This window comes from Stenotrophomonas sp. STEN023 (genome assembly GCF_056760135.1).
Genome location: NZ_JBRREF010000025.1, coordinates 43,571 through 64,706 on the forward strand (window position 1 = coordinate 43,571; position 21,136 = coordinate 64,706).

Genomic DNA, 21,136 nt, shown 5'->3' on the forward strand with positions numbered 1-21,136 from the left:
GGGGCTGAAGCAAAAGCCAACTGCAACTGCCAAAGCCACAGCCAAAGCCAAAGCAACAGCAACAGCCACAGCCACGGCTGCAGCTGCAGCTGCAGCAACAGCCTCACAGCACTCGGACTCTCCCATGACCACCCGCCGCTTCCTGCAACTCGACGTCTTCGCCCCGCGCCCCGGCACCGGCAATCCACTGGCCGTGGTACTCGATGCCGATGGTCTGGACGATGCCGCCATGCAGGCCATCGCCCGCTGGACCCGCCTGCCAGAAACCACTTTCATCTTCGCCCCGACCAAACCCGGCAGCAGCTACGGCATCCGCATGTTCGCGCCGCAGAAGGAAGTGCCGTTCGCCGGCCACCCCAGCGTCGGCAGCGCGCATGCCGTGCTTGAAAGCGGCGTGGCGGCGGCGATTGACGGGCAGTTGGTGCAGGACGGCATCGCCGGCCAGCTGCCACTGCAGATAAGCGAGCACAACGGCATCCGCACCATCGCCATTCGCACCCCGCGCGCTTCGGTGGCCGAAGTCGTCACCGCAGACGATCCGCGCCTGCAACCAGCCATCGCCGGCTGGCCGTTGGGCAAACTGCCACCGGCATTGATGGACGGCGGCCGCCGTTGGTGGGTAGTTGAGGTCGCCGATGAATCAACACTTCGTGCGCTCAGCCCTGACTGGGATGCAATCGCCACGCTCGCGGAAGCCACCGGTGCGATGGGCGTATTCGCCTATGCACGCGCCGCTGGCGACGGCTACCAGCTGGTAGTCCGCGCCTTCGTCGGCAATGGCCGCCGATTCGAAGATGCGGCCTCCGGTGCCGCCAATGCGGTGCTGGCCGCCTGGCTGGACGAACGCAATGCCCTGCCAGGCAGCAACAAGCGCTACACCGCCAGTCAGGGCCGCGAAGTCGGCCACGATGCGCTGCTGGAACTGCACATCGACGAGCACGGTGATGTCTGGTCCGGCGGCCAGGTGCAAACGGTGATCCGCGGCAGCATTGATTGGTAAACCATCGAGAGGAAACGCCCGTGCAGCACAAGCAGCCGTTCGATATTGAATGTGATTGTGGCCAGGTCAGCGTACGCGTGGAGGGTGCACCCGCAGCGCGCGCGTACTGCCATTGCCGCGCGTGCCAGCAGTTCTACGGACTGCCCGTACTGTCTGCCAATGCCTGGCCCAGCGAAGCCTTGAGCATCGTCAAAGGTCACGCTCTGCTCTGTACCCACCAGCATCCGCACCTGCAGATGCGACGGCACTACTGCAACAGCTGCGGGCAAACGTTGTACGGCAGCAACCGGCTGGATATGGCGGTGATCCGCACCAACCTGATCGCTCAGGCGCATGGCGGCCATCTCCCCGAAGAGCACGCACCTACATTGCATATTTTCTATGCGCACCGTGTGCTCGATATTGCCGATGCGCTGCCGAAGTACAGCGAGGGTTGGGACGGTCCGCTTCACCAGGCAGCGAGCTGCCCCATCCCAACTGCGGCTGTTTGATTGCCTGCGATGCGGCACGAATACCCGCAACATCGCACAGCAGCTCGGAAAGGGAACCATTCGCGGGCAACCGGGGTCACACCGCCTTCAATTGCCAGCCAATAACAAAAGGCCCAGAGATGCGCAGATGGATCTTGCTGCTGATGCTGTTGTTTGCGTCCACCGGCTGCACCGCTGAACCCGCTCCGCAGTCGACAAAGGCGCTGTTCGTCGGCAACAGCCTGATCTACGTGGGCAACCTGCCCGCCACGTACGCGGCACTGAGCACCGCCAATGGTCATCCAGTACACAGCCAGATGATCGTCAAAGGCGGCGCCGTCCTCGACCAGCGGGTTACCGATGGCTCAGTACAACGCGCACTGAGCGAACATCAACCGCAGCTTCTGATCCTGCAGGAACAAGGCGGCGCCCTGCTGTGCTGGCCGGACCAATCGGCGTGCGCAAAGTCGCAGGCGGCAATCAAGGCGCTCGCAAAAGCCGGTAGCGACGCCGGGGCGCGCGTACTACTGCTTGGCAGCTACCAATCGCAGCCGGCGGCTTCCGCCCGTCTGATTGCCAAGGAGGCGGCGGCTGCGCAGCAGGCCGGCATTCCTTACGTAGCGATCTCCGAAGCGCTGCGCACTGCCTCGGCCGCTGCACCCGACCTGCAGTGGTATGATGCTGACGGCATGCATCCTGGCCCGGCGCTGACCCTGCTTGATGCGATCCATATCTATCGTGCAATCCACGACCGGCTGCCTGAGCACGGCTTCTCGGTGGAAGCGCCGATCTATCTGCCCAAGAGCGGGCTTGATGCAGGCCTGCGCAATGCCGACGCCGGTGCGCCGCTCGCCGATACACCAACCCATATCGACTACCCTGATGCGATGATCCAGCGCATCAATGCGCTGCTGCCATCCACGCATCCCTGACAACGAGCTCGCCATGCCTCACCTGACCATCGAATTCAGCAGCAATCTCAGCGCCGCCATCACCCCGGCGCTGCTGCGTGCCGTCAATCACGCGCTGCTCGGCACTGGCCAATTCGAGGAAGCGGACATCAAGTCCCGCGCCCTGCCATTTGATTGCTTTGCCGTTGGCACCAAAGACAGCCCCCGCGGCTTTGTGGCTGCGCGGCTGGCAGTACTCAGTGGTCGCAGTGCCGAAGTCAAACGCGATATCGCCACCACTCTGCTGGCGTCGTTGGAAACGGCAATCGACGCCTCACAACCGACAACGCAGATCAGCGTTGAGATTGTCGACATTGACCGTGACAGCTACGCAAAGACGATACGCGGCGGTTGAAGCCCTTGCACGTCCTGTCGATCCGATTTTGTCAGCCGTCTACGCCTGAGGTCGCGGCCACCGTTCCATCAACTGGATCACCATCATGAACGCAACCCGTTTCCACGCTGTATCACCCTTTCTGGGCACCAACGATCTGCCTGGGACTCTGGCTTTCTACATCGGGAAGCTTGGCTTCGCACAGGCATGGGAATGGGGCGAACCTGCCGAATTGGCGGCTGTGTGTCGCGATGAGGTTGAGCTGACGATCGCCAGCCGCGCCGATGCCAAGCCCGGTGGTATCAGCCGGTTGTACCTGCATATCGATGGAATCGACAGCTATCACGCGCAGTTGCAAGCCGCAGGCGTGATCATCACCGTTGCCATTGCTGACCGGCCGTATGGCATGCGCGATTTCAGCGTTGTTGATCCGGCCGGGAACGTGCTGTGTTTCGGGCAGGCGCTGCCGCAAACCGAGGGGCCTGTGGGAACGGCGTAAGCCGTGAAGCTCGTACCGGGCCCGCCAGACCATCGCCTGCGATTGCACACAAAGCGGCTGCGGATGGCGCTTCAGCTTCGCGGCTTACGCAGCTCCCACAACCACAGCCGGCTTCCTCGCTACTGCGTATCCAAACCAGGCGAATGGGATGTAGGCCAGCAGCACGTCCAGCACTTCGAACCAGCGTGGCGCGGGCAGCATGAAGCAGCTGGCGATGCCGCCCGCCAGGAACAGCAGGCCGATCAGCAAAGCCGGGATCTTGCTGACCCGTCCGACAATCCAGGTTGCCAGCAGCGCACCTGCCAATGTGCCCAGCGCGTGGGCCAGGAATGGAAACAGGAAGTGTCGCGGCTCCAGCAAGGGCATCGCTGCCTGCAAGCCTTCAGTGGTGGTGAGATCCATGCCAGCTGGTGGCGGCACCAGTTGCCCGCCAAGCACGATCAGCCCCATGTTGACCGCGCTGCCGGCTATCAAGCCCAGCACCACCGCCAGCAAGCCTCTCAGGAATGCGCGCATCACCCTCTCCCACCCGTCTGATGATGGGCTGAGTATGATCCAAGCCTTGCCTTGTCGCTCGCCTTCCTTTTGGAGATCCGTGTGTCCCACCGCCCCCTGCAGACTTACCAGGGCAGCTGCCATTGCGGCGCTGTCAGCTTCCGTATTGAAACCGACTTCCCGGAGCTGACCACCTGCGACTGCTCGATCTGCAGGCGCAAGAACGCGTTGATGGTGAAGGTGCATGAGTCCGCGTTCGAGCTGCTGTCCGGACAGGAGGCTTTGGTCGAGTATCAATTTCACACCCTGACCGCGCATCACTACTTCTGCGGCACCTGTGGCAACTATCCATTCCACCGCAAGCGGGTCACCCCGGACTACTTTGGGGTGAACGTGTTCTGCCTGGAGGAGTTTGATCCGGCGGGGATTCCGGTCCGGGCGACGGTGGGTGCGGGGATGGCCTGATCAGGCATCCGGAGCCGGCTTCGGCTTCGGCTTTGGCTTTGGCTTTGGCTTTGGCTTTGGCCCTGGCCTTTTCCCTTCTCCCGCATGCGGGAGAAGGTGCGCCGCAGGAGCGGATGAGGGCAGTTCTTGGCTTGTAGCTTCTGCTTTGCCTGCTACGTACCGAAGCAACGCGAAACGAAAAGACACGGCACTACGCGCCGCCCCCTCACCCCAACCCCTCTCCCGCTCGCGGGAGAGGGGCTCCAAGCAAAGCTAAAGCGGCTCAGCGCCAGTTGTAGTTGAACGAAACACCAATGATGCGCGGGTCGTTGTAAACGGCCGCCATGTAGTTCTCGATCACACCCTTGAGGTTCTTCTCGTTGGTGATGTTGCGGGCGAACGCCGCCACTTCCCAGGCGCCGTAGCCGCCGGTATAGCCAACGCGCAGGCCACCTTCGAAATTACCCTTGGAGTAGAACTCCTTGCTGTCGTACAGCACGAACTGGGTCTCGCCCTGCTTGTTCCAATCGGTGGCGAAGAACACTGCGCCATCATCACCCACCGGAATGTCGTAACGCGCGGCCAGGTTCAGGTTGTACTTGGGTGCATTCGGCAGCGGGTTGCCGTCGATCTGGGCGTAGACATTGCTGCCGATCTTGATGGTCGGGTCGTTGACCGTACACACCACCACACCATTCAACGCACAGACCTGTGCATAGACGCGCTTGTCCTGGATCTCGCTGTGCAGCAGGCTCAGGCCGGCGGTCAGCGACAGGTTCGGGATCGGGCGCCAATCCATGTCGGCTTCCAGACCGTAGGCGCGCGCCTTGTCGGCATTGAACAGTACGCCGTTGCCGTTGGAGTCATTACCGTTGAGCTGGATGTCGTTGACCGTATAGGTAAAGCCACTGACGTTCAGGCGCAGGCGGTTGTCGAACAGGCTGCTCTTGATGCCGGCTTCCCAGGACAGGATGGTTTCCGAATCGGCAGTGGTGAAGTCGGCATTGAATACCGCCGAGCGGCCCTGGATGGTCGGGCCACGGAAGCCGCGTGCCACGCGTGCGTACAGACTCAGTTCGGGGCTGACTTCATACATGGCGCTCAGGTCCCAGCTCGGCTGGGTGTCCGACATCTCGACGTTGTGGCGGCCCTTGTAGGTCACCAGACCAGCGGCGGTATCGGCAGTCTTGAGCAGACGCGTGCTCTTCTCGTCCTTGGTCGCGCGGACACCCGCGGTCAAGGTCAGCGCATCGGTGGCCTTCCAGCTCACCTGGCCAAAGCCTGCCCACGAGGTATTGATGTTGCGCAGGCGCACCCAGTTGTTCGGGTTGCGGGCCGGCGTGTTGAGGAACCAGGCGCGCTGGTAGAAATCGGTGGTATCACGGCCATCGAAGTAGAAGGCGCCAACCTGCCACGACAGCGGATCGGTGGCATTGGAGGCCAGACGCAGCTCCTGGGTGAACTGGTCCAGGTCCTGCACCTGGCCCATCGACTGGCCATAACCATTGGGCAGGCCATTGACCGGATAGTTCGCCGCGGCACCGCCGTCGGTATCACCACGGCTGTAACCGGAGGTGGTTTCGTAGGCGCTGATCGAGGTCAGCGTGGTGTTGCCGAAGTCATAGGTCGCCTTCAGCGAGCCGCCATGGGTCTTGTAGGCCTGCGGGTTGTTGTCGGCCTCGTCGAAGGCGACCTTGTCGCGCGGCGCGTCGGTGCGATTGCTGCCCTTCACCAGCGCATTGCGCAGGAACAAGGTGGAGGTGCCTTCATAGTCGCGGGTATGCACGGAGCCGAGCAAGGAGAACTGCTCGTTCGGCTTGTACAGCAGCTGCAGGCGCAGGTTGCGGTCGTCGTAGCCGCCCATCGTGTCGTTCTTCGGCGTCACCGTGCCATCGGCGCTGGGGCCGCGATAGGTGTTGTCCACCCAATCGTCACGGTGCTGGTACAGGGTCGATATGCGATAGGACAGCACGTCGTTGATCGCGCCGCCCATGCCGCCGTCGATGGCGACGGTGTTGTAGCTGCCGTAGCTTACGTTGACTCGACCGCTCGGGTCCTGGCTCGGCTTGGCGGTATCGAACTTGACGATGCCGGCGGTGGTATTGCGGCCGAACAGCGAGCCCTGCGGGCCGCGCAGCACTTCCACCTGGTCCACGTCATAGACCGGGTTGGACTTGAGCACCACATGCTCCAGCACCACGTCGTCCTGGATGATGGAGACCGGCTGCGAGGCACCGAGGTAGAAATCGATATTGCCCAGTCCACGGATGTAGAAGCGCGGGAAGATGCGCCCGGTGGTGGTTTCGGCATAGAAGCTGGGCACGCGGCCGGACAGCGCCAGCAGCGTATCGTCGGCACCTTCGGTATAGCTGCGCAGGGCTTCGCCCTGCACCACGCCCACCGACACCGGCACGTCCTGCAGGTTCTGCTCGCGGCGCTCGGCGGTGACGGTGATGGTGTCCAGCGCCGTGGCAGCGCTGCGCGCCTCGGCCGGCGCGGCATCCTGGGCCAGCGCGGTCTGCGCGGCCAGCGGCAGGATCAGCAATGCGCAGGCCTGGGCCAGCAGCGAGCGACGCGGAAAGTCATGGGTAACGCGGGTAACTGCAGAAGTGGTGCGGTGACGCTGCATGGAATGGCCTTGGTTGGCTGTTGATGATTGCGCTCGGCCCGGACCGGGCCGACTGCGCGGCATGAGGCGCGCAGATCATCACCGCACAAGGTTGCAATTCGATGGCATTGGCGATTTGGAAGTCCATGAAGCAGAACGCCAGCGCGGGAGCAATCGGCCCCCACGCTGGCGACGACACACTTCAATCAATTCCTGCGCTGCAAGCGCTCAGCGCAGTTGATCCTTCAGGAACAACCAGGTGATCAGGGTTGCATCCGGCCCCTGCGGATCGGTGAACGGCAAGCCGGAGGTGCTGCCGCTCCACGCATGGCCCATGCCATGCACCAGATAGTCCTGGACCAGGGTCTTGCCACCATAGGTGTAGTTCTTGACCGTATACGCGCGCCCACCGGGCACCTGCCCGGCAACCGTGCTGGTCGGCACGTACTTGACCGAGTCATTGTCCAGCCCGTCATCGGCCAGGTCGTTGGTCTGCAGGAACTGACGCACCGCCTGCTGGCCGTTCACCGGGTTGACCGTGACATCGGCGCTGCCATGGAACACCAGCACCGGCAACGGCCGCGGCGACGGCGAGCCCGAGCACTGCCAGGCCAGCTTGCCATTGCTTTCCGGCGAATAGATGCTGCCCGCCAGTAGCGCGTAGGCGCTGCCGGATACGGTGGTCGCGCCCTTGTACATGCCACCCGAGTGAATGGCGCCTGCTGCGAACACATCCGAGTAGCAGGCCAGCATGATCGAGGTCATCGCACCGCCCGCGGAAATGCCGGTGACATAGACCCGGCGCGGATCAACGGCGTAGCCGGCCTTCACCGCATCGACGATGCCGGCCAGGATCGAAGCCTCACCACTGCCACGCGCCTGGTTGATCGGCAGCTGCCAGTTCCAGCAGCGCGTCGGGTTGGAGGTAACGTTCTGCCGCGGATAGACCACGATGAAACCTTCGACGTCGGCAACATCATTGAAGCCCGAGGCTTCGCCCATCAGGTTGGGCCCGTTGACGCAGCCATGCAGTACCAGCAGCACCGGCAACGGCTTGCTCGCTTCATAGCCTGCCGGCACCCATACCTGGTACTCGCGGGCGCCGAAAAGGTTGCCGTACACACCGAAATCCCAATGGCCTGCAGCGCTTTGCGCAAACGCGCTGCCCGCCGCCAGCCAGCTGCACAGCAGCAGTAGAACTGCCTTGATTGAAACGATTCCAGATTTCATAGCCAGATCCTCATGCGTGAGTCGTGGATGAAGTCGTACCGGAAATCCTCGCGGGCCAGCCGCCAGGGTGTTGCGACGCCGCCGTCAAACCCAACCAGTGGCGTAATAGATGCCGATCACCACGAACACCGCCAGGGTCTTGATGATGGTCACGGCGAAAATGTCCTTGTAGGCCTGGCGATGGGTCAGCCCGGTCACCATCAGCAAGGTGATGACGGCGCCGTTGTGCGGCAGGCTGTCCATGCCGCCTGAGGCCATCGACGCAACCCGGTGCAGCACTTCCATCGGGATACCGGCCGCCTGCGCGTTTTCGATGAAGGTCTCCGACATTGCCGCCAGCGCGATGCTCATGCCGCCGGAGGCCGAGCCGGTGACGCCGGCCAGACCGGTAACCGTCACGGCTTCGTGCAGCAGCGGGTCCTTGATCGAGCCCAGCGCATTGGCCACCACCATGAAGCCCGGCAATGCGGCAATGACTGCGCCAAACCCGTATTCGGAAGCGGTGTTCATGGCCGCCAGCAAGGCGCCGCTGATCGCGGTCTTGGTGCCATCGGCAAACTGGGTCACAACCGGGCGCCAGGCCAATACCATCACCGACAGGATGCCAACCAGCAGCGCGCCCTCCACTGCCCAGATCGCAGCGATCTTCGGCACTTCCTGCACCACCGGCGCGGACTTGCCGAGGATGGACGGCACGAAGCTGTGCTCGGCGCCATACCAGTGCGGGATGCCCAGGGTGAACAGCTTGTTCGAGACGAACACCAGCAGCAGCGGCAATACCGCGATGCCGGCATGCGCGAGATTGGTGCCGGTGAACGGCACCGGCTCGTTGACCAGGGTTGCCGGGTCGCCATAGCCCTCGCCATTGCGCACGGCAACGCGACGGCGCCATTCCAGGTAGGCCATGCCCACCGCAAGCACGAAGATGCTGCCAAGCACGCCGAGCACCGGCGCGGCCCAGGTGTCGGTGCCGAAGAACGTGGTCGGGATGATGTTCTGGATCTGCGGCGTGCCCGGCAACGCATCCATGGTGAAGCTGAAACCGCCCACCGCCAGCGTCGCCGGAATCAGCCGCTTGGGAATATTGCTCTGGCGGAACATCTCGGCGGCAAACGGATAGACCGCGAACACCACCACGAACAACGACACCCCGCCGTAAGTGAGCAGGCCCGACACCAGTACGATCGACAGCATTGCCCGCTGCGGGCCGAACAAGCGGATTGCCGCACCGACAATCGACTTGGAAAAGCCCGACAACTCGATCAGCTTGCCGAACACCGCACCCAGCAGGAACACCGGGAAGTACAGCTTCAGGAAGCCGACCATCTTGTCCATGAACAAGCCGGTGAACATCGGCGCCACCAGTGACGGGTCGGTCAGCAGCACCGCCCCGAGTGCGGCAATCGGCGCGAACAGGATCACGCTGTAACCGCGGTAGGCCACCAGCATGAGGAAGCCCAGCGCTGCAAGTACGATCAGTAACGACATACGGCGCTTCCGAATGATGAGGCGCTCAGTATCCTGATCTGATCGCCGCTGCCGACTGGACCTAGGTCCACTCGCTGGTACACAGCCACCCCGCTAGCCTTGGCTCCGAGGGTGGCATACGGCCATCTACAACGTACTTGCCTGGGGAGGACCGAATGAAGCGGAATTGTTTGAGCCTGATGATCGGCGCACTGTTGGCCTCCGGGCCGGTATTGGCACAGGAAGCACAACCAGCAGCACCGGCAGCGGGCAACAAGGCCGCTTCGGCCACCAACCTGGACAGCATCACCGTCACCGCGCGCAAGCGCGAGGAAACCCTGCAGGAAGTGCCGGTCGCGGTCACCGCCTTCACCTCCGAGGCGCTGGACAAGTTGAACGTGCAGGACATCGCCGACCTCGACGCGCAGGTGCCGAACCTGACCATCTATGCGGCGCGCGGCGCCAGCAGCACGGTCACCGCTTATATCCGCGGCGTCGGCCAGTCCGATCCCACCTGGGGTGCGGACCCGGGCGTTGGCATCTACCTGGATGACGTCTACATCGCGCGCCCGCAGGGTGCACTGCTGGACGTATTCGACGTCTCGCGCATCGAAGTACTGCGCGGCCCGCAGGGCACGCTGTACGGCAAGAACACCATTGGCGGCGCGATCAAGTACATCTCGCGCGGCCTGCCCACGCAGGTCGAGGGCTATGCCCAGATCACCGCCGGCAATTACAACCAACTGGATGCCAAGGCGGCGATCGGCGGCCCGCTCGGCGGCGCCGACAGTGGCCTGCGCGGGCGCATCGCGGTGGCCAGCATGAACCGCGATGGCTTCGGCGAGAACACCTACAACGGCCAGCCGATCAGCGACAAGCAGATCAATGCCGCGCGCTTGAACCTGGGTGCCTATGCAGGTGATGACTTCGATGTGCAGTTCGCACTGGACTGGATTGACGATCAGTCCGGCATGCGTGGCTCGAAGATGCTGGCGCGCAACCCGTTCACCCCGGCTTACCCGCCGATGGATGACCGCTACGACATCCGCTCGGGCATGCAGAACCTCAACAGCGTCGAAACCAAGGGCGCCTCGGCTACGGTGAACTGGCGTCCGAACGACGACATTGCACTGAAGTATGTGGTCGCCAAGCGCGAGTCGGACAGCCACTCCAACATCGACTTCGACACCACGCCGGTCAAGCTGGCCGACGTCGGCGGCTTCTACGAGGACAGCCAGGTCAGCAACGAGGTGCAGTTCAACTACGACGCCGGTGGACGCGTGCGCGGCGTGGTTGGCCTGTACCAGTTCAGCGGCGAAGCCGGCGGCCAGATCCGCAACAACTTCTTCAACCTGCAGTTCGGCGATACCCGCGGCAAGGTGCTGACCGACAGCATCGCGCTGTACGCGGATTGGACCTTCGACCTGACCAACAAGCTCAAGCTCGATGTCGGTGCCCGCTACACCGACGAGGACAAGCGCGCGATCGTGTTGAACCGCTTCTACTCCGACGCGACCTTCAGCCGCCCGATCGCAGTCGCTGCCGACTTCGACAAGACCACCAACTTCAAGAACGTCTCGCCGAAGGTATCGCTGGATTACCAGATCACCCCGGACATCATGGTCTATGGCCTGGCAACCCGTGGCTTCAAGTCCGGCGGCTACAACATCCGCGCCAATGCCGTGGCCGTGCCACGCTCGGCCGAGCCGTTCGATGACGAGACCGTCGACAGCTTCGAGATCGGCAGCAAGATGGGCTTCCTCGATTCGCGCCTGTTCCTGAACCTGTCGGCCTTCCACAACAAGTACAAGGACATCCAGCTGTCGGTGTTCACCGGCATCGACACCAATGGCGACGGCGTCAACGATGCCTTCTTCGGCGACTTCACCAATGCCGGCAAGGGCACCGTCAACGGTCTGGAGATCGAATACCAGTACCTGCCCACCGCGCACTGGCTGATCTCCGGCAACCTGGCCTGGCTGGACACCAAGTACGACGAGTACATGGACCGTGGCGTCAACGTCGCCGACAAGATGAAGTTCACCAATGCACCGGACTTCTCGGGTGCGCTGAACGTGGAGTACCGCACCGAGCTGGCCAATGGCAGCAACCTGTCCGCACGCGTGGGCTATAGCTACCAGAGCGAAGTGTGGCCAACCACCGACCTGAGCCCGGTGATCCGCCAGGATGGCTACGGGCTGGTCAATGCCGGCGTGATCTGGAAGCTCAACGACGCCTGGACCTTCTCGCTGCAGGGCACCAACCTGGCCGACAAGGAATACCGCACCACCGGCTACAACATCCCGGCGGTCGGCACCCTGATCGGCTTCTATGGCCCGCCGCGCCAGTACAGCCTCAGCGTCCGCTACGATTTCTAGGAAACACCTGCATGACCCGGTCATACGATGATCTGTACTGGAACAGCAACGATGGCCTGCGCCTGCACGCGCGCGACCATGCACCGGCCGCGAGGCAATCGCCCCGCGGCACGGTGGTCTGCATTCCCGGCTTGACCCGCAATGCCGCTGACTTCGATGCACTGGCGCAAACGCTGACCGCGGTCGGCTGGCGTGTGCTCGCGGTCGACCTGCGTGGCCGTGCGGGTTCGGCACGAGCGTCCGACCCGACCAGCTACAACCCGCGCACCTACGCCGACGACATGGTGACGCTGCTGCGTTCGCAGAACATCGCCAAGGCGGTGTTCATCGGCACCTCGCTGGGTGTGCTGGTCACCATCACCCTGGCCTCGCGCGCACCGGAGCTGATCGCCGCAGCGGTGCTCAACGACGCCGGCCCCAAAGTGCCACGCGAAGCCCTGGCGCGGATCGGCAAGTACGCCGGCAAGCCGCTGCCACCGATGGATCTGGAGCAGGCAGCGGCCTACGCCGAATCCATCGGCAAGGCGTCCTTCCCACGCTTCACCGCCGAGGACTGGCGGGCGATGGCCTCGCGCAGCTTCCGTCAGCGCGACGACGGCCTGCTCGAGCTGGACTATGACCCGGCCATCATCCGCACCACCCGACCGTGGGTGCTGTGGCTGTTGCGGCCGGTGCTGTGGCGGGCTGTGCGTGGTCTGACCGCGCGCGTGCCGGTGCTGGTGGTGCGTGGTGCGCTGTCGGACATTCTTCCTGCCGACGTAGCGCGGCAGATGGCCGCAAGCTCGCCCACCGCAAGCCTGGTCGAAGTACCGGATGTCGGCCATGCACCGACCTTGTCCGAGCCCGAGGCGCGTGATGCGATCCTGGCCCTGCTTGGACGGCTGCGATGAGCGCAGGTGACAAGACCGGGGAATTGCCAGAAGCCCTGCAGGCAATGCAGCAATGGGCCGCAAGCGAGCGCCTTGGCAAGTCCACCCACATCGCGCAATCACGCATCGATGCCTTCGCCGAGGCCACCGGTGACCACAACTGGATCCACGTCGATCCGGTCCGTGCGAAGACTGGATTGCCGGGCGGGCAGACCATCGCCCACGGCTTCCTGCTGCTCTCGCTTACCGTCGAAGAAGACGTGGCCGCCCTGGTCGGCTTTCCCGGCATCGCCCACGTGCTGAATTACGGTTTGAACAAGGTCCGCTTTCTCGCACCGGTGCCCAGTGGCTCTGACATTCGCGTGCGCTCACGCTTGGTTTCACTGGAACCGCGCCAGCCCGGGCAATGGCTGCTGACCCAGCACAAGAGCGTTGAGCTGCAGCCCGGCGGCGAGGTGGCACTGGCCGCCGAGCAGCTGTCACTCATCGTGATCGCACCCTGACGCCAACCCTCCCGGCCAGCAATGGCCGGCATCCAGCACCCCGGCCACGGATCTCTCTACACTGGAGCGATGTTGACGCCCTCCATCGTCCTGTTCGCCTGCATCGCGTGGACCGTGCTGCTGTTCGGCGTCGCCCTGTGGGGCGAGCGCCAGGGTCACCGCCTCGGCAGGATCTGGCCAGCCATCTATGCGCTGTCACTGGCCGTGCACTGCACCGCGTGGACGTATTACGGGGCCGCCTCGCAGGGCGTGCAATGGGGCTTCCCGATCCCGCCGACCTTGATCGGCATGGCGCTGATCTTCGCCTTTGGCCTGCCCTTCCTCGCTCGCCTGGGCAGGCTGGCCAAACAGCACAACAGCGCCACCATCGCCGACCTGGTGGTTGCACGACTGCGCACCGATCAGGGGCTGGGCGTGACCATCACCCTGGTCGCGCTGTTCGGCATCATTCCCTATATCGCGCTGCAGCTTAAGGCCGTGAGCCAGGGGCTCAGCGCGCTGCTCGGCGACACGTTCGCCGCCAGCGGCTGGCAGCTGGACATGTCGTTCTGGTTCGCACTGACGATGGCCGCGTTCACCATGCTGTTCGGCGCACGCAAGGCCTCGGCTACCGAGCACAACCGCGGCATCGTGGTAGCGCTGGGCCTGGAGTCGCTGCTCAAACTCGCCGCTCTGCTGGCGATTGGCCTGTATGCGGCAATCTCGGTGCAGCGCGCCGGCACGCCCCTGCTGGAGAAGATGGCGCATCTGCCGCCGCCGGCGGTGATCCCCGATTTCCTGACCATGGTCGCGCTGGGCGCGATGGCGGCGTTCACCCTGCCCCATCAGTTCCATGTCGGCGTGGTCGAGCTGCGCCAATCGTCCGATCTGAAGACCGCGCGCTGGCTGTTCCCGCTTTACCTGCTGCTGATCGGCCTGCCGTCGGTGCCGATGGCCTTGTCCGGTGCCGCGCAACTGCCGGCGTCGGTATCGCCGGATCTGTACGTACTGGCCTTGCCGCAGGAACGCGGCCATCACCTGCTGGCGCTGCTCGCCTACCTGGGCAGTCTGAGCGCGGCCACCGGCATGATGATCCTGTCCGGCCTGACCCTGTCGATCATGCTCGGCAACCACGGCTTTGGCTCGCATCTGCTGGGTGGCATGAACAGCGGCAGCAACGATGCGGGCGCCGACCTGCGCCCGCGTGTGCTGGCATTCCGCCGCGCTGGCATCCTTGCCGTGTTCCTGATGTCGTGGCTGTACAGCCGCGCGATGAGCGGCACCGAGGCACTCAGCGATTTCGGCCTGATGTCGTTCACCGCCCTGTCGCAGCTGGCACCGGCGGTGCTGCTGGCGGTCTATCGGCCGCGCACACCCTCGCCCGCGATCATGGCCGGCATCGTGCTGGGTTCGCTGGTCTGGCTGTGGCTGGTGTTGCTGCCGATGGTGATACCCGCACCGGATCCAGCCGCGGGCAGCAATGGTTTGCACTGGCTGGCGCTGTTCTCGCTGCGCATGCAACCCGGCCACATCGCCATCAGCATGGGCGCCAGCCTGGCGGTCAACCTGATCACCGTTGCGTTGGTGTCACGCGCGATCCGCCCATCACTGCCACTGCAGAAAGACGCCGTGGCCGCAGCATCCATGCGCAAGACCGCCGGACGCTTCCTCGGGCCGGAGCGGGCGCGGCAATTGATGGATGGGCATGCCGGACAGATGCTGGATGACGACCGTGTCACCGCCATCGAACGCGAACTCACCGCCGTGGTCGGCGCCGGCATGGCGCGGCTGCTGGTCGAGGCCGCGCGTGACGGCGGCGCTGCACCGCTGGATGCGGTCACCCGCGCCGTTGGTGAGGCCACTCAAGCGCTGCGCTTCAACCAGCGCCTGCTGGAAGCCGCGTTGGAAAACATGAGCCAGGGCATCAGCGTGGTCGATGCCCAGCTGCAGCTGGTGGCCTGGAACAGCCGTTACGCTGCGCTGTTCAAGTTCCCGCCCGAGTTGCTGCAGGTCGGGCAGCCGGTCGCCAATCTCACCGCATGGGCGCTGGGTGAACTGAAGATCGGCGAGGCCCCCGGTGACAACGTCGGCAAGGCGTTAAACCGTCGCATCGCGCATATGCGGCGTGGCACGCCGCATCTGTCCGAACGCATCTTCCCTGACAACACCATCGTCGAAATCCGCGGCAACCCGATGCCTGGCGGCGGCTATGTCGCCACCTTCACCGACGTCACCGCCTTCCGCATGGCCGAAGATGCGCTCAAGCGCAGCAACGAGACCCTGGAGCTGCGCGTGCAGGATCGCACCGCGCGCTTGGAACAGGCCGTGCACGAAGCCGAGCGCGCCAATGTGGCCAAGACCCGCTTCCTCACCGCGGTCGGCCACGACCTGATCCAGCCGCTGCACGCCGCGCAGCTGCTCACCGATGCGATGTCGCAGCACATCGAATCCGAATTCCTCGACAGCTTCCTGCGCCAGATCCGTGGTGCATTGGACTCCACCGACGATCTGCTGTCTGGCCTGCTGGACATATCGCGGCTGGAAGCTGGCGGGCTGGTCGCCGATCCGCGCCCGTTCGCCTTGTCGACCGTGCTTGATCCCCTGGCGCAGGAATTCGCGGTACTGGCAGCCGCGCGCGGCCTGCAGTTCCGCTACGTGCGCAGCCGCGTCTGGGTACACAGCGATCCATTGCTGCTGCGCCGCGTGCTGCAGAACTTCCTCGCCAATGCCATCCGCTACACCCGCAGCGGTGGCGTGCTGCTCGGCGCGCGTCGCAATGGCAACACGCTGACCATCGGCGTGCATGACAGCGGCCCAGGCATCACTCCGGAGCAACAGAGTGTGGTGTTCGAGGAATTCCATCGCGGCGACCGCAGCAACGGCCAAGGCCTCGGCCTTGGCCTGGCGATTGCGCACCGCATCGCCGACCTGCTGCATGCGCCGCTAGGCCTGCACAGCGTGGTCAACCACGGCTCGGCATTCTCCATCACCGTATCGCGGGCAACACCGCCGCCGGCTACACGCAGTGAAGCACCTGCCGCCGGCAACAGCACCATCAAGGGCACGCGGGTGCTGGTGGTCGACAACGATGCCGATGCGCTGCAGGCAATGCGGCAGATGCTGCTGGCCTGGGGCTGCGAGGTGATCGCCTATAGCGACGGCAAGGACATCGACGTGTCCGCACATGGGGCGGACCTTTGGTTGTTCGACTACCACCTCGATGACGGCGATACCGGCGTCCAACTGTGGAAACGGCTGGATGGCGCGCGCCGGCAGCGCCCCACCGTGATCCTCAGCGCCGATACCGGCGCCGACACGCGCGAGGCGGTACGCGAGGTCGGGCTGTCGCTGTTGAACAAACCATTCAAGCCATTGGCGCTGCGCTGGGCGATCAACCACCTGCTGGCAACGCGCAGCACGGTCGAAGGCTGATACCGCGGACGCCGTTGAACTGGCCGGCCGCTGGCCGCGCCGCAGCTCAGGCGTCCTGCGCCTCTTCAATCTGCCGCGACGGATCGTTCAAGCCCATTTCGTGCAGCACCCGAATGGCCTGCGCGCGGTTGCGCACGCCCAGCCGGCCCATGATGCGGGTCATATGCGCCTTGACCGTGCGCAGCTGCACCCCAAGGCGATCGGCGATCTGCTTGTTGAGCAAACCTTCGGCGACCAGGCTCAACACCTTGTACTGGTGCGCGGACAGACTGGCCAGGCGCGCGGCCAGGTCGGCGTCCTTGCTGAACGGCGCAACCCGGGCAACGGTTTCACGCAGCAGCGCTGGTATCCAGCGCTCACCATCAAGCACTGTCTGCAAGGCCTGCTGCAGGTCCACCAGCCCCGAGCTCTTGGGCAGATAGCCGGCAGCCCCAAGGTCGATGGCGCGGCGGATCACATGCGGCTCTTCATTGGCCGAAACGATGATGATCGCCAACCCTGGCTGCAGAGCGCGGATAGTTGCCAATCCGGCCAGCCCGTGATTGCCGGGCATATGCAGGTCCAGCAGCATCAGGTCGATCTGCTGGCTCTCGATTGCTTCCAGCACGCTGTCCAGCGAATCGGCCTCGCTGATCTGCAGGTCATCAACCGCCTCTTCGGCCGCGCGATGCAAGGCGGCGCGGAACAAGGGGTGGTCATCGGCAATGAGCAGAGTCGGCATGTCCAGGCGAGGTTAGCAAATTAGCCAACAACCGGGCACGGGTACCTAGGTACGCTGGCATGTAAACATTGGCTTGCTAGTGTGGGGCAATGAACATCCCCCGCCCCGTTACCCTGCTTTGCGCTGCGCTGCCGCTGTTGGGCTGCGTTTCCGTCGCCAATGCCGCCAAATCCAGCACGAGCACCGCTGCACCCGTGTTCGAGCAATGGCGCGAGACCCAGCACCGCGGCAGCGATGATCTGCTGACGGCTGGGCTGGGACTTGACGCCCTGCGCGCTACTGTCGCCCCGGCATTCGCCAGCCCGGCCCAGCCGACCGCCGAAGAAGCACGCCGCCGCGCGATCTGGAGCAGTTGGCGCGGCATCGCCGACCTCACCCCAGGCGGCGGCTTCGGCGATGTCTACGGCAATCTTCAGGCAGCACCGGGCCGGGAGTTTTCAGCTTATGCGCGCCTCCCCGGCGCACATCAGCCGCATCGCGTGCTGGTGCAGGTTCCCGACAATTTCGATCCGGCAAAGCGCTGCCTGGTAGCCGCAGCCTCCTCCGGCTCGCGCGGCATCTACGGCGCGATCTCGGTCGCCGGCAGCTGGGGCCTGGCCCGCGGCTGCGCCGTCGCCTATACCGATAAAGGCAGCGGCAGCGACTATTACGATCTGGACGCCAGGAGCGGCTTCCAGGCCGACGGGACGCCTGCGACGCAGGGCGCACTTGCCTTCGTTCCAACCGACACCAAAGCCACGCACGGCATTGCTTTCAAGCACGCCCATTCCGGTGACAACCCGGAAGCGGACTGGGGCCGGCACCTGCTGCAGGCGCTGCAGTTCGGCTTGCAGGCGCTGGACCGCGCCTATCCGCAATCGGCACCGTTTACCCCGGCCAATACGCGCACGCTTGGCGCAGGTGTTTCCAATGGCGGTGGCGCGGTGCTGCGCGCGGCGGAGATCGAGGGCGACTGGTTCGATGCGATGGTGGCGGGCGAGCCGAATGTCTCGGTGGGCGGCGCACCACCGCTCTACGACTTCGTCACCCAATCCGCACTGCTGATGCCCTGCGCGCTGCTTGCGCTGGATGATCTGCCGCAGCCGCCGATGCAGGCACAGGCAGCGCCGGTATGGTCCCAGCGTTGCGCCATCCTGAAATCGGTCGGGCTGGTGCAAGGCGATGACACCGCCGCACAGGCACAGTCGGCACGCCAGCAACTCACCGACGCGGGGCTCAGCGATGGTGCGCTGCGTGCCGGTGCGTTCTCCACCGGCTTCGACCTGTGGCGCGCAATCGCGGTGACCTATGCATCGGCTTATGGCCGCTACGGCGCGGGCGAACATCCTTGCGCTTACAGCTACTCTGCTGTCGGTGCGGACGGCAAGCCCGTTGCTGCGGCCGCCGAGCTGCGCGCAAGCTGGTGGAGCGAAGGCAGCGGCATTCCGCCGGGCAGTGGCGTGATGCTGGTGGACGCCAATGCCACCCAGTCGGCGGACGACCCGCTGCCCGGGCTGAACTGCCTGCGTTCACTCGGACTGGATGACAGCGCCGCTGCCAAGCGCGTGCGCGCAGGCATCGCCGACGCTGCCGCCAAGGCGCCGCGTCGCGGCCTGCCTATCGTGGTCATCCACGGCACCGACGATGGGCTGGTGCCGATCAGCATGACCAGCGATCGCTATGTGCCGCTCGCACGCAAGGCTGGCGCGCAGATCGCCTATTGGCGGGTGAGCAACGGCCAGCACTTCGACTCGCTGCTGGCCTTCCCGGATTACCGCAAGCGCTATGTGCCGCTGCTGCCCTACATGTTCGCGGCAATGGACCAGGTATGGGACCACCTTGAAGATCCAGCGCGCGCCCTGCCACAGGATGCACTGATCCAGCCAACGCCGCGCGCGGAAGCACCGTTGCAGCGTTCACAGTTGTCCATTCCCGCAGTCTCCGGCCGCTGACGCGCTGCCTATCAGGATATTCAGATGTCATTCGCTGCAAGCTCAGACCAAGCCGAATCCAGCGCCTACGCCTATCCGCTGCTGATCAAACAGCTGCTGCACACACCACTGGCGGTGAATCCCGACCAGGAGATCGTCTACGGCGACAGGGTCCGCTTCAACTACCGCACGCTGCAGGCGCGCATCGGTCAACTGGCCGGGCTGCTGACCTCGCTTGGGGTCAAACCCGGCGACACCGTGGCAGTGATGGACTGGGACAGCAACCGCTACCTTGAAAGCTACTTCGCCGTGCCGATGATAGGCGCGGTGCTGATGACGGTGAACATCCGCCTGGCCCCGGAGCAGATCGCCTATACGCTGAATCACAGCGGCGCGCGGGTGATCCTGGCCAACCGCGAGTTCCTGCCGGTGCTGGAGAGCATTGAAGAACAGCTGCCGGATCTGCGCACGCGGGTGCTGCTGGACGATGAAGCAGGCCCGCTGCCTGCAGGCTTTGCCACCGAGTACGAAGCAGGCCTGCGCGGCGCCGAGCCGGTCCGCAAGTTCCCGGACTTCGACGAGAACACCCGCGCCACCATGTTCTATACGACCGGCACCACCGGTCTGCCCAAGGGCGTGTTCTTCAGCCATCGCCAGCTTGTCCTGCACTCACTGGCGGCGATGGCGGCACTGGGTAGCGCGCCCAAGCAGGGCCGGCTGCACCGCGACGATGTCTACATGCCGATCACGCCGATGTTCCATGTGCACGCCTGGGGCATGCCGTACGTGGCCACGCTGCTGGGCATCAAGCAGGTGTATCCGGGCCGCTACCTGCCGGGCAAGCTGCTGGAACTGATCGCACGCGAGAAGGTGACGTTCTCGCACTGCGTGCCGACCATCCTGCACATGCTGCTGGGCCACCCCACTGCAGCAGATACCGATCTGCACGGCTGGAAAGTCATCATCGGCGGTGCCGCCCTGCCGCGTGCCTTGGCGCAGCAGGCCTTGGCGCGTGGCATCGACATCTTCGGCGGCTACGGTATGTCCGAAACCTGCCCGCTGCTCACCCTCGCCCAGATCGATGTGGATGCCCTGGCCGGCACTGATGAAGAACTGTCGCTGCGTACCAAGGCCGGCATACCGGTACCGCTGGTCGAGCTGCGCATCGTCGATGAAGACATGAACGAAGTCGCCCACGACGGCACTGCCACCGGCGAAGTGGTGGTGCGCGCGCCGTGGCTTACCCAGGGCTATCTGCACAACCCCGAGGCCTCGCAAACCTTGTGGGCCGGCGGCTACCTGCATACCGGCGACATCGGCAACATCGACAGCGGCGGCTACCTGCGCGTCACCGACCGCATCAAGGACGTGATCAAGACCGGCGGCGAATGGATATCCTCACTCGCGCTGGAAGACATCATCGCCATGCACCCGGCGGTCAACGAGGTTGCGGTGATCGGCATCGCCGATGCCAAATGGGGCGAGCGGCCACTGCCCTTGGTGGTCAGGCACGTGGGCCGCGAGGTCAGCGAAGCGGAGATCATCGAGCTGGTCGCCGCACGCAGCCGCGCCGGCGACATTTCCCGCTTCGCGATCCCCGACCGCGTCAGCTTCGTCGATTCGATAGAGCGCACCAGCGTCGGCAAGATCAACAAGAAGAAACTGCGCAGCCTGCATGACCTGCCGGTGGATCCAGCCCGCGGCTGAAATCGAGCTCGCGACAGGGGATTTTGTAGGAGCGGCGTCACCCGCGAAGCTGACAAGCCCGTCGCGCAAAGCGCATACCCGATTACATGGCCGCCGAGCGCTTTCGGTGCCGGAGCCAGCTGTGGCTTCGCGGCTGACGC

Annotated in this window: 17 protein-coding genes; 12 read left to right on the forward strand and 5 right to left on the reverse strand. The window is 64.5% G+C overall.

Annotated elements, in window-relative coordinates; translation table 11 throughout:
* Positions 1-124 precede the first annotated feature (124 nt).
* The 5 genes from ACVOLV_RS09515 to ACVOLV_RS09535 all read left to right on the forward strand — a co-directional run bounded on the left by ACVOLV_RS09515 (position 125) and on the right by ACVOLV_RS09535 (position 3,253).
* The gene (locus ACVOLV_RS09515) at positions 125-1,000 is read left to right on the forward strand and encodes a PhzF family phenazine biosynthesis protein (protein ID WP_481554168.1); all 876 of its coding nucleotides are present in this window, start codon (positions 125-127) and stop codon (positions 998-1,000) included.
* A gap of 20 nt (positions 1,001-1,020) precedes the next feature.
* Entirely contained in the window at positions 1,021-1,491 is a 471-nt protein-coding gene (locus tag ACVOLV_RS09520) for a GFA family protein (protein ID WP_481554169.1), read from the forward strand.
* Between the two features lie 119 nt (positions 1,492-1,610).
* Positions 1,611-2,402 carry a hypothetical protein gene (locus ACVOLV_RS09525; protein WP_481554170.1) on the forward strand — a complete coding sequence of 264 codons (792 nt, stop codon included), beginning with the start codon at positions 1,611-1,613 and terminating at the stop codon, positions 2,400-2,402.
* A 13-nt stretch (positions 2,403-2,415) separates the two neighbouring features.
* Entirely contained in the window at positions 2,416-2,775 is a 360-nt protein-coding gene (locus tag ACVOLV_RS09530; protein WP_481554171.1) for a 5-carboxymethyl-2-hydroxymuconate Delta-isomerase, read from the forward strand.
* Positions 2,776-2,860: 85 nt separating this feature from the next.
* Positions 2,861-3,253 carry a glyoxalase superfamily protein gene (locus ACVOLV_RS09535; protein WP_481554172.1) on the forward strand — a complete coding sequence of 131 codons (393 nt, stop codon included), beginning with the start codon at positions 2,861-2,863 and terminating at the stop codon, positions 3,251-3,253.
* Between the two features lie 84 nt (positions 3,254-3,337).
* Here ACVOLV_RS09535 and ACVOLV_RS09540 read toward each other — a convergent pair whose 3' ends face one another.
* Positions 3,338-3,769, reverse strand: coding sequence for a hypothetical protein (locus ACVOLV_RS09540; RefSeq protein WP_481554173.1), 432 nt, complete (start codon positions 3,767-3,769; stop codon positions 3,338-3,340).
* 81 nt (positions 3,770-3,850) lie between these two features.
* Between ACVOLV_RS09540 and ACVOLV_RS09545 the strand changes: the two genes are divergently transcribed.
* Positions 3,851-4,213, forward strand: a complete 363-nt coding sequence (locus tag ACVOLV_RS09545) for a GFA family protein (RefSeq protein WP_481554174.1) — start codon at positions 3,851-3,853, stop codon at positions 4,211-4,213.
* 262 nt (positions 4,214-4,475) lie between these two features.
* Here ACVOLV_RS09545 and ACVOLV_RS09550 read toward each other — a convergent pair whose 3' ends face one another.
* From ACVOLV_RS09550 to ACVOLV_RS09560, 3 genes are all read right to left on the reverse strand, one after another.
* Complete coding sequence (locus tag ACVOLV_RS09550) at positions 4,476-6,821, reverse strand: TonB-dependent receptor (RefSeq protein ID WP_481554175.1); 2,346 nt, start codon at positions 6,819-6,821, stop codon at positions 4,476-4,478.
* Between the two features lie 207 nt (positions 6,822-7,028).
* Positions 7,029-8,030 (reverse strand): extracellular catalytic domain type 1 short-chain-length polyhydroxyalkanoate depolymerase, encoded by a 1,002-nt coding sequence (locus ACVOLV_RS09555; protein ID WP_481554176.1) that lies wholly within the window; start codon positions 8,028-8,030, stop codon positions 7,029-7,031.
* A gap of 84 nt (positions 8,031-8,114) precedes the next feature.
* Entirely contained in the window at positions 8,115-9,518 is a 1,404-nt protein-coding gene (locus tag ACVOLV_RS09560; RefSeq protein ID WP_481554177.1) for a GntP family permease, read from the reverse strand.
* 155 nt (positions 9,519-9,673) lie between these two features.
* Between ACVOLV_RS09560 and ACVOLV_RS09565 the strand changes: the two genes are divergently transcribed.
* The 4 genes from ACVOLV_RS09565 to ACVOLV_RS09580 all read left to right on the forward strand — a co-directional run bounded on the left by ACVOLV_RS09565 (position 9,674) and on the right by ACVOLV_RS09580 (position 16,658).
* A complete protein-coding gene (locus tag ACVOLV_RS09565; RefSeq protein ID WP_481554178.1) occupies positions 9,674-11,875 on the forward strand; it encodes a TonB-dependent receptor in 2,202 nt (733 codons plus the stop codon).
* Positions 11,876-11,886: 11 nt separating this feature from the next.
* A complete protein-coding gene (locus tag ACVOLV_RS09570; protein WP_481554179.1) occupies positions 11,887-12,765 on the forward strand; it encodes an alpha/beta fold hydrolase in 879 nt (292 codons plus the stop codon).
* The gene (locus tag ACVOLV_RS09575) at positions 12,762-13,247 is read left to right on the forward strand and encodes a MaoC family dehydratase (RefSeq protein ID WP_481554180.1); all 486 of its coding nucleotides are present in this window, start codon (positions 12,762-12,764) and stop codon (positions 13,245-13,247) included. Before ACVOLV_RS09570 ends, ACVOLV_RS09575 begins: the two co-directional genes overlap by 4 nt.
* Before the next feature lie 69 nt (positions 13,248-13,316).
* The gene (locus ACVOLV_RS09580; RefSeq protein ID WP_481554181.1) at positions 13,317-16,658 is read left to right on the forward strand and encodes a hybrid sensor histidine kinase/response regulator; all 3,342 of its coding nucleotides are present in this window, start codon (positions 13,317-13,319) and stop codon (positions 16,656-16,658) included.
* A gap of 46 nt (positions 16,659-16,704) precedes the next feature.
* On the opposite strand, the gene ACVOLV_RS09585 is transcribed toward ACVOLV_RS09580, so the two are convergent.
* Positions 16,705-17,379 carry a response regulator transcription factor gene (locus ACVOLV_RS09585; RefSeq protein WP_481554182.1) on the reverse strand — a complete coding sequence of 225 codons (675 nt, stop codon included), beginning with the start codon at positions 17,377-17,379 and terminating at the stop codon, positions 16,705-16,707.
* A gap of 89 nt (positions 17,380-17,468) precedes the next feature.
* Between ACVOLV_RS09585 and ACVOLV_RS09590 the strand changes: the two genes are divergently transcribed.
* Positions 17,469-19,310: a 3-hydroxybutyrate oligomer hydrolase family protein gene (locus ACVOLV_RS09590; RefSeq protein WP_481554183.1), complete on the forward strand. Its 1,842-nt coding sequence runs from the start codon at positions 17,469-17,471 to the stop codon at positions 19,308-19,310.
* Positions 19,311-19,334: 24 nt separating this feature from the next.
* On the forward strand, positions 19,335-20,996 hold the full coding sequence (locus ACVOLV_RS09595) for a fatty acid--CoA ligase (protein ID WP_481554184.1): 1,662 nt from the start codon (positions 19,335-19,337) through the stop codon (positions 20,994-20,996).
* Positions 20,997-21,136: the final 140 nt, after the last annotated feature.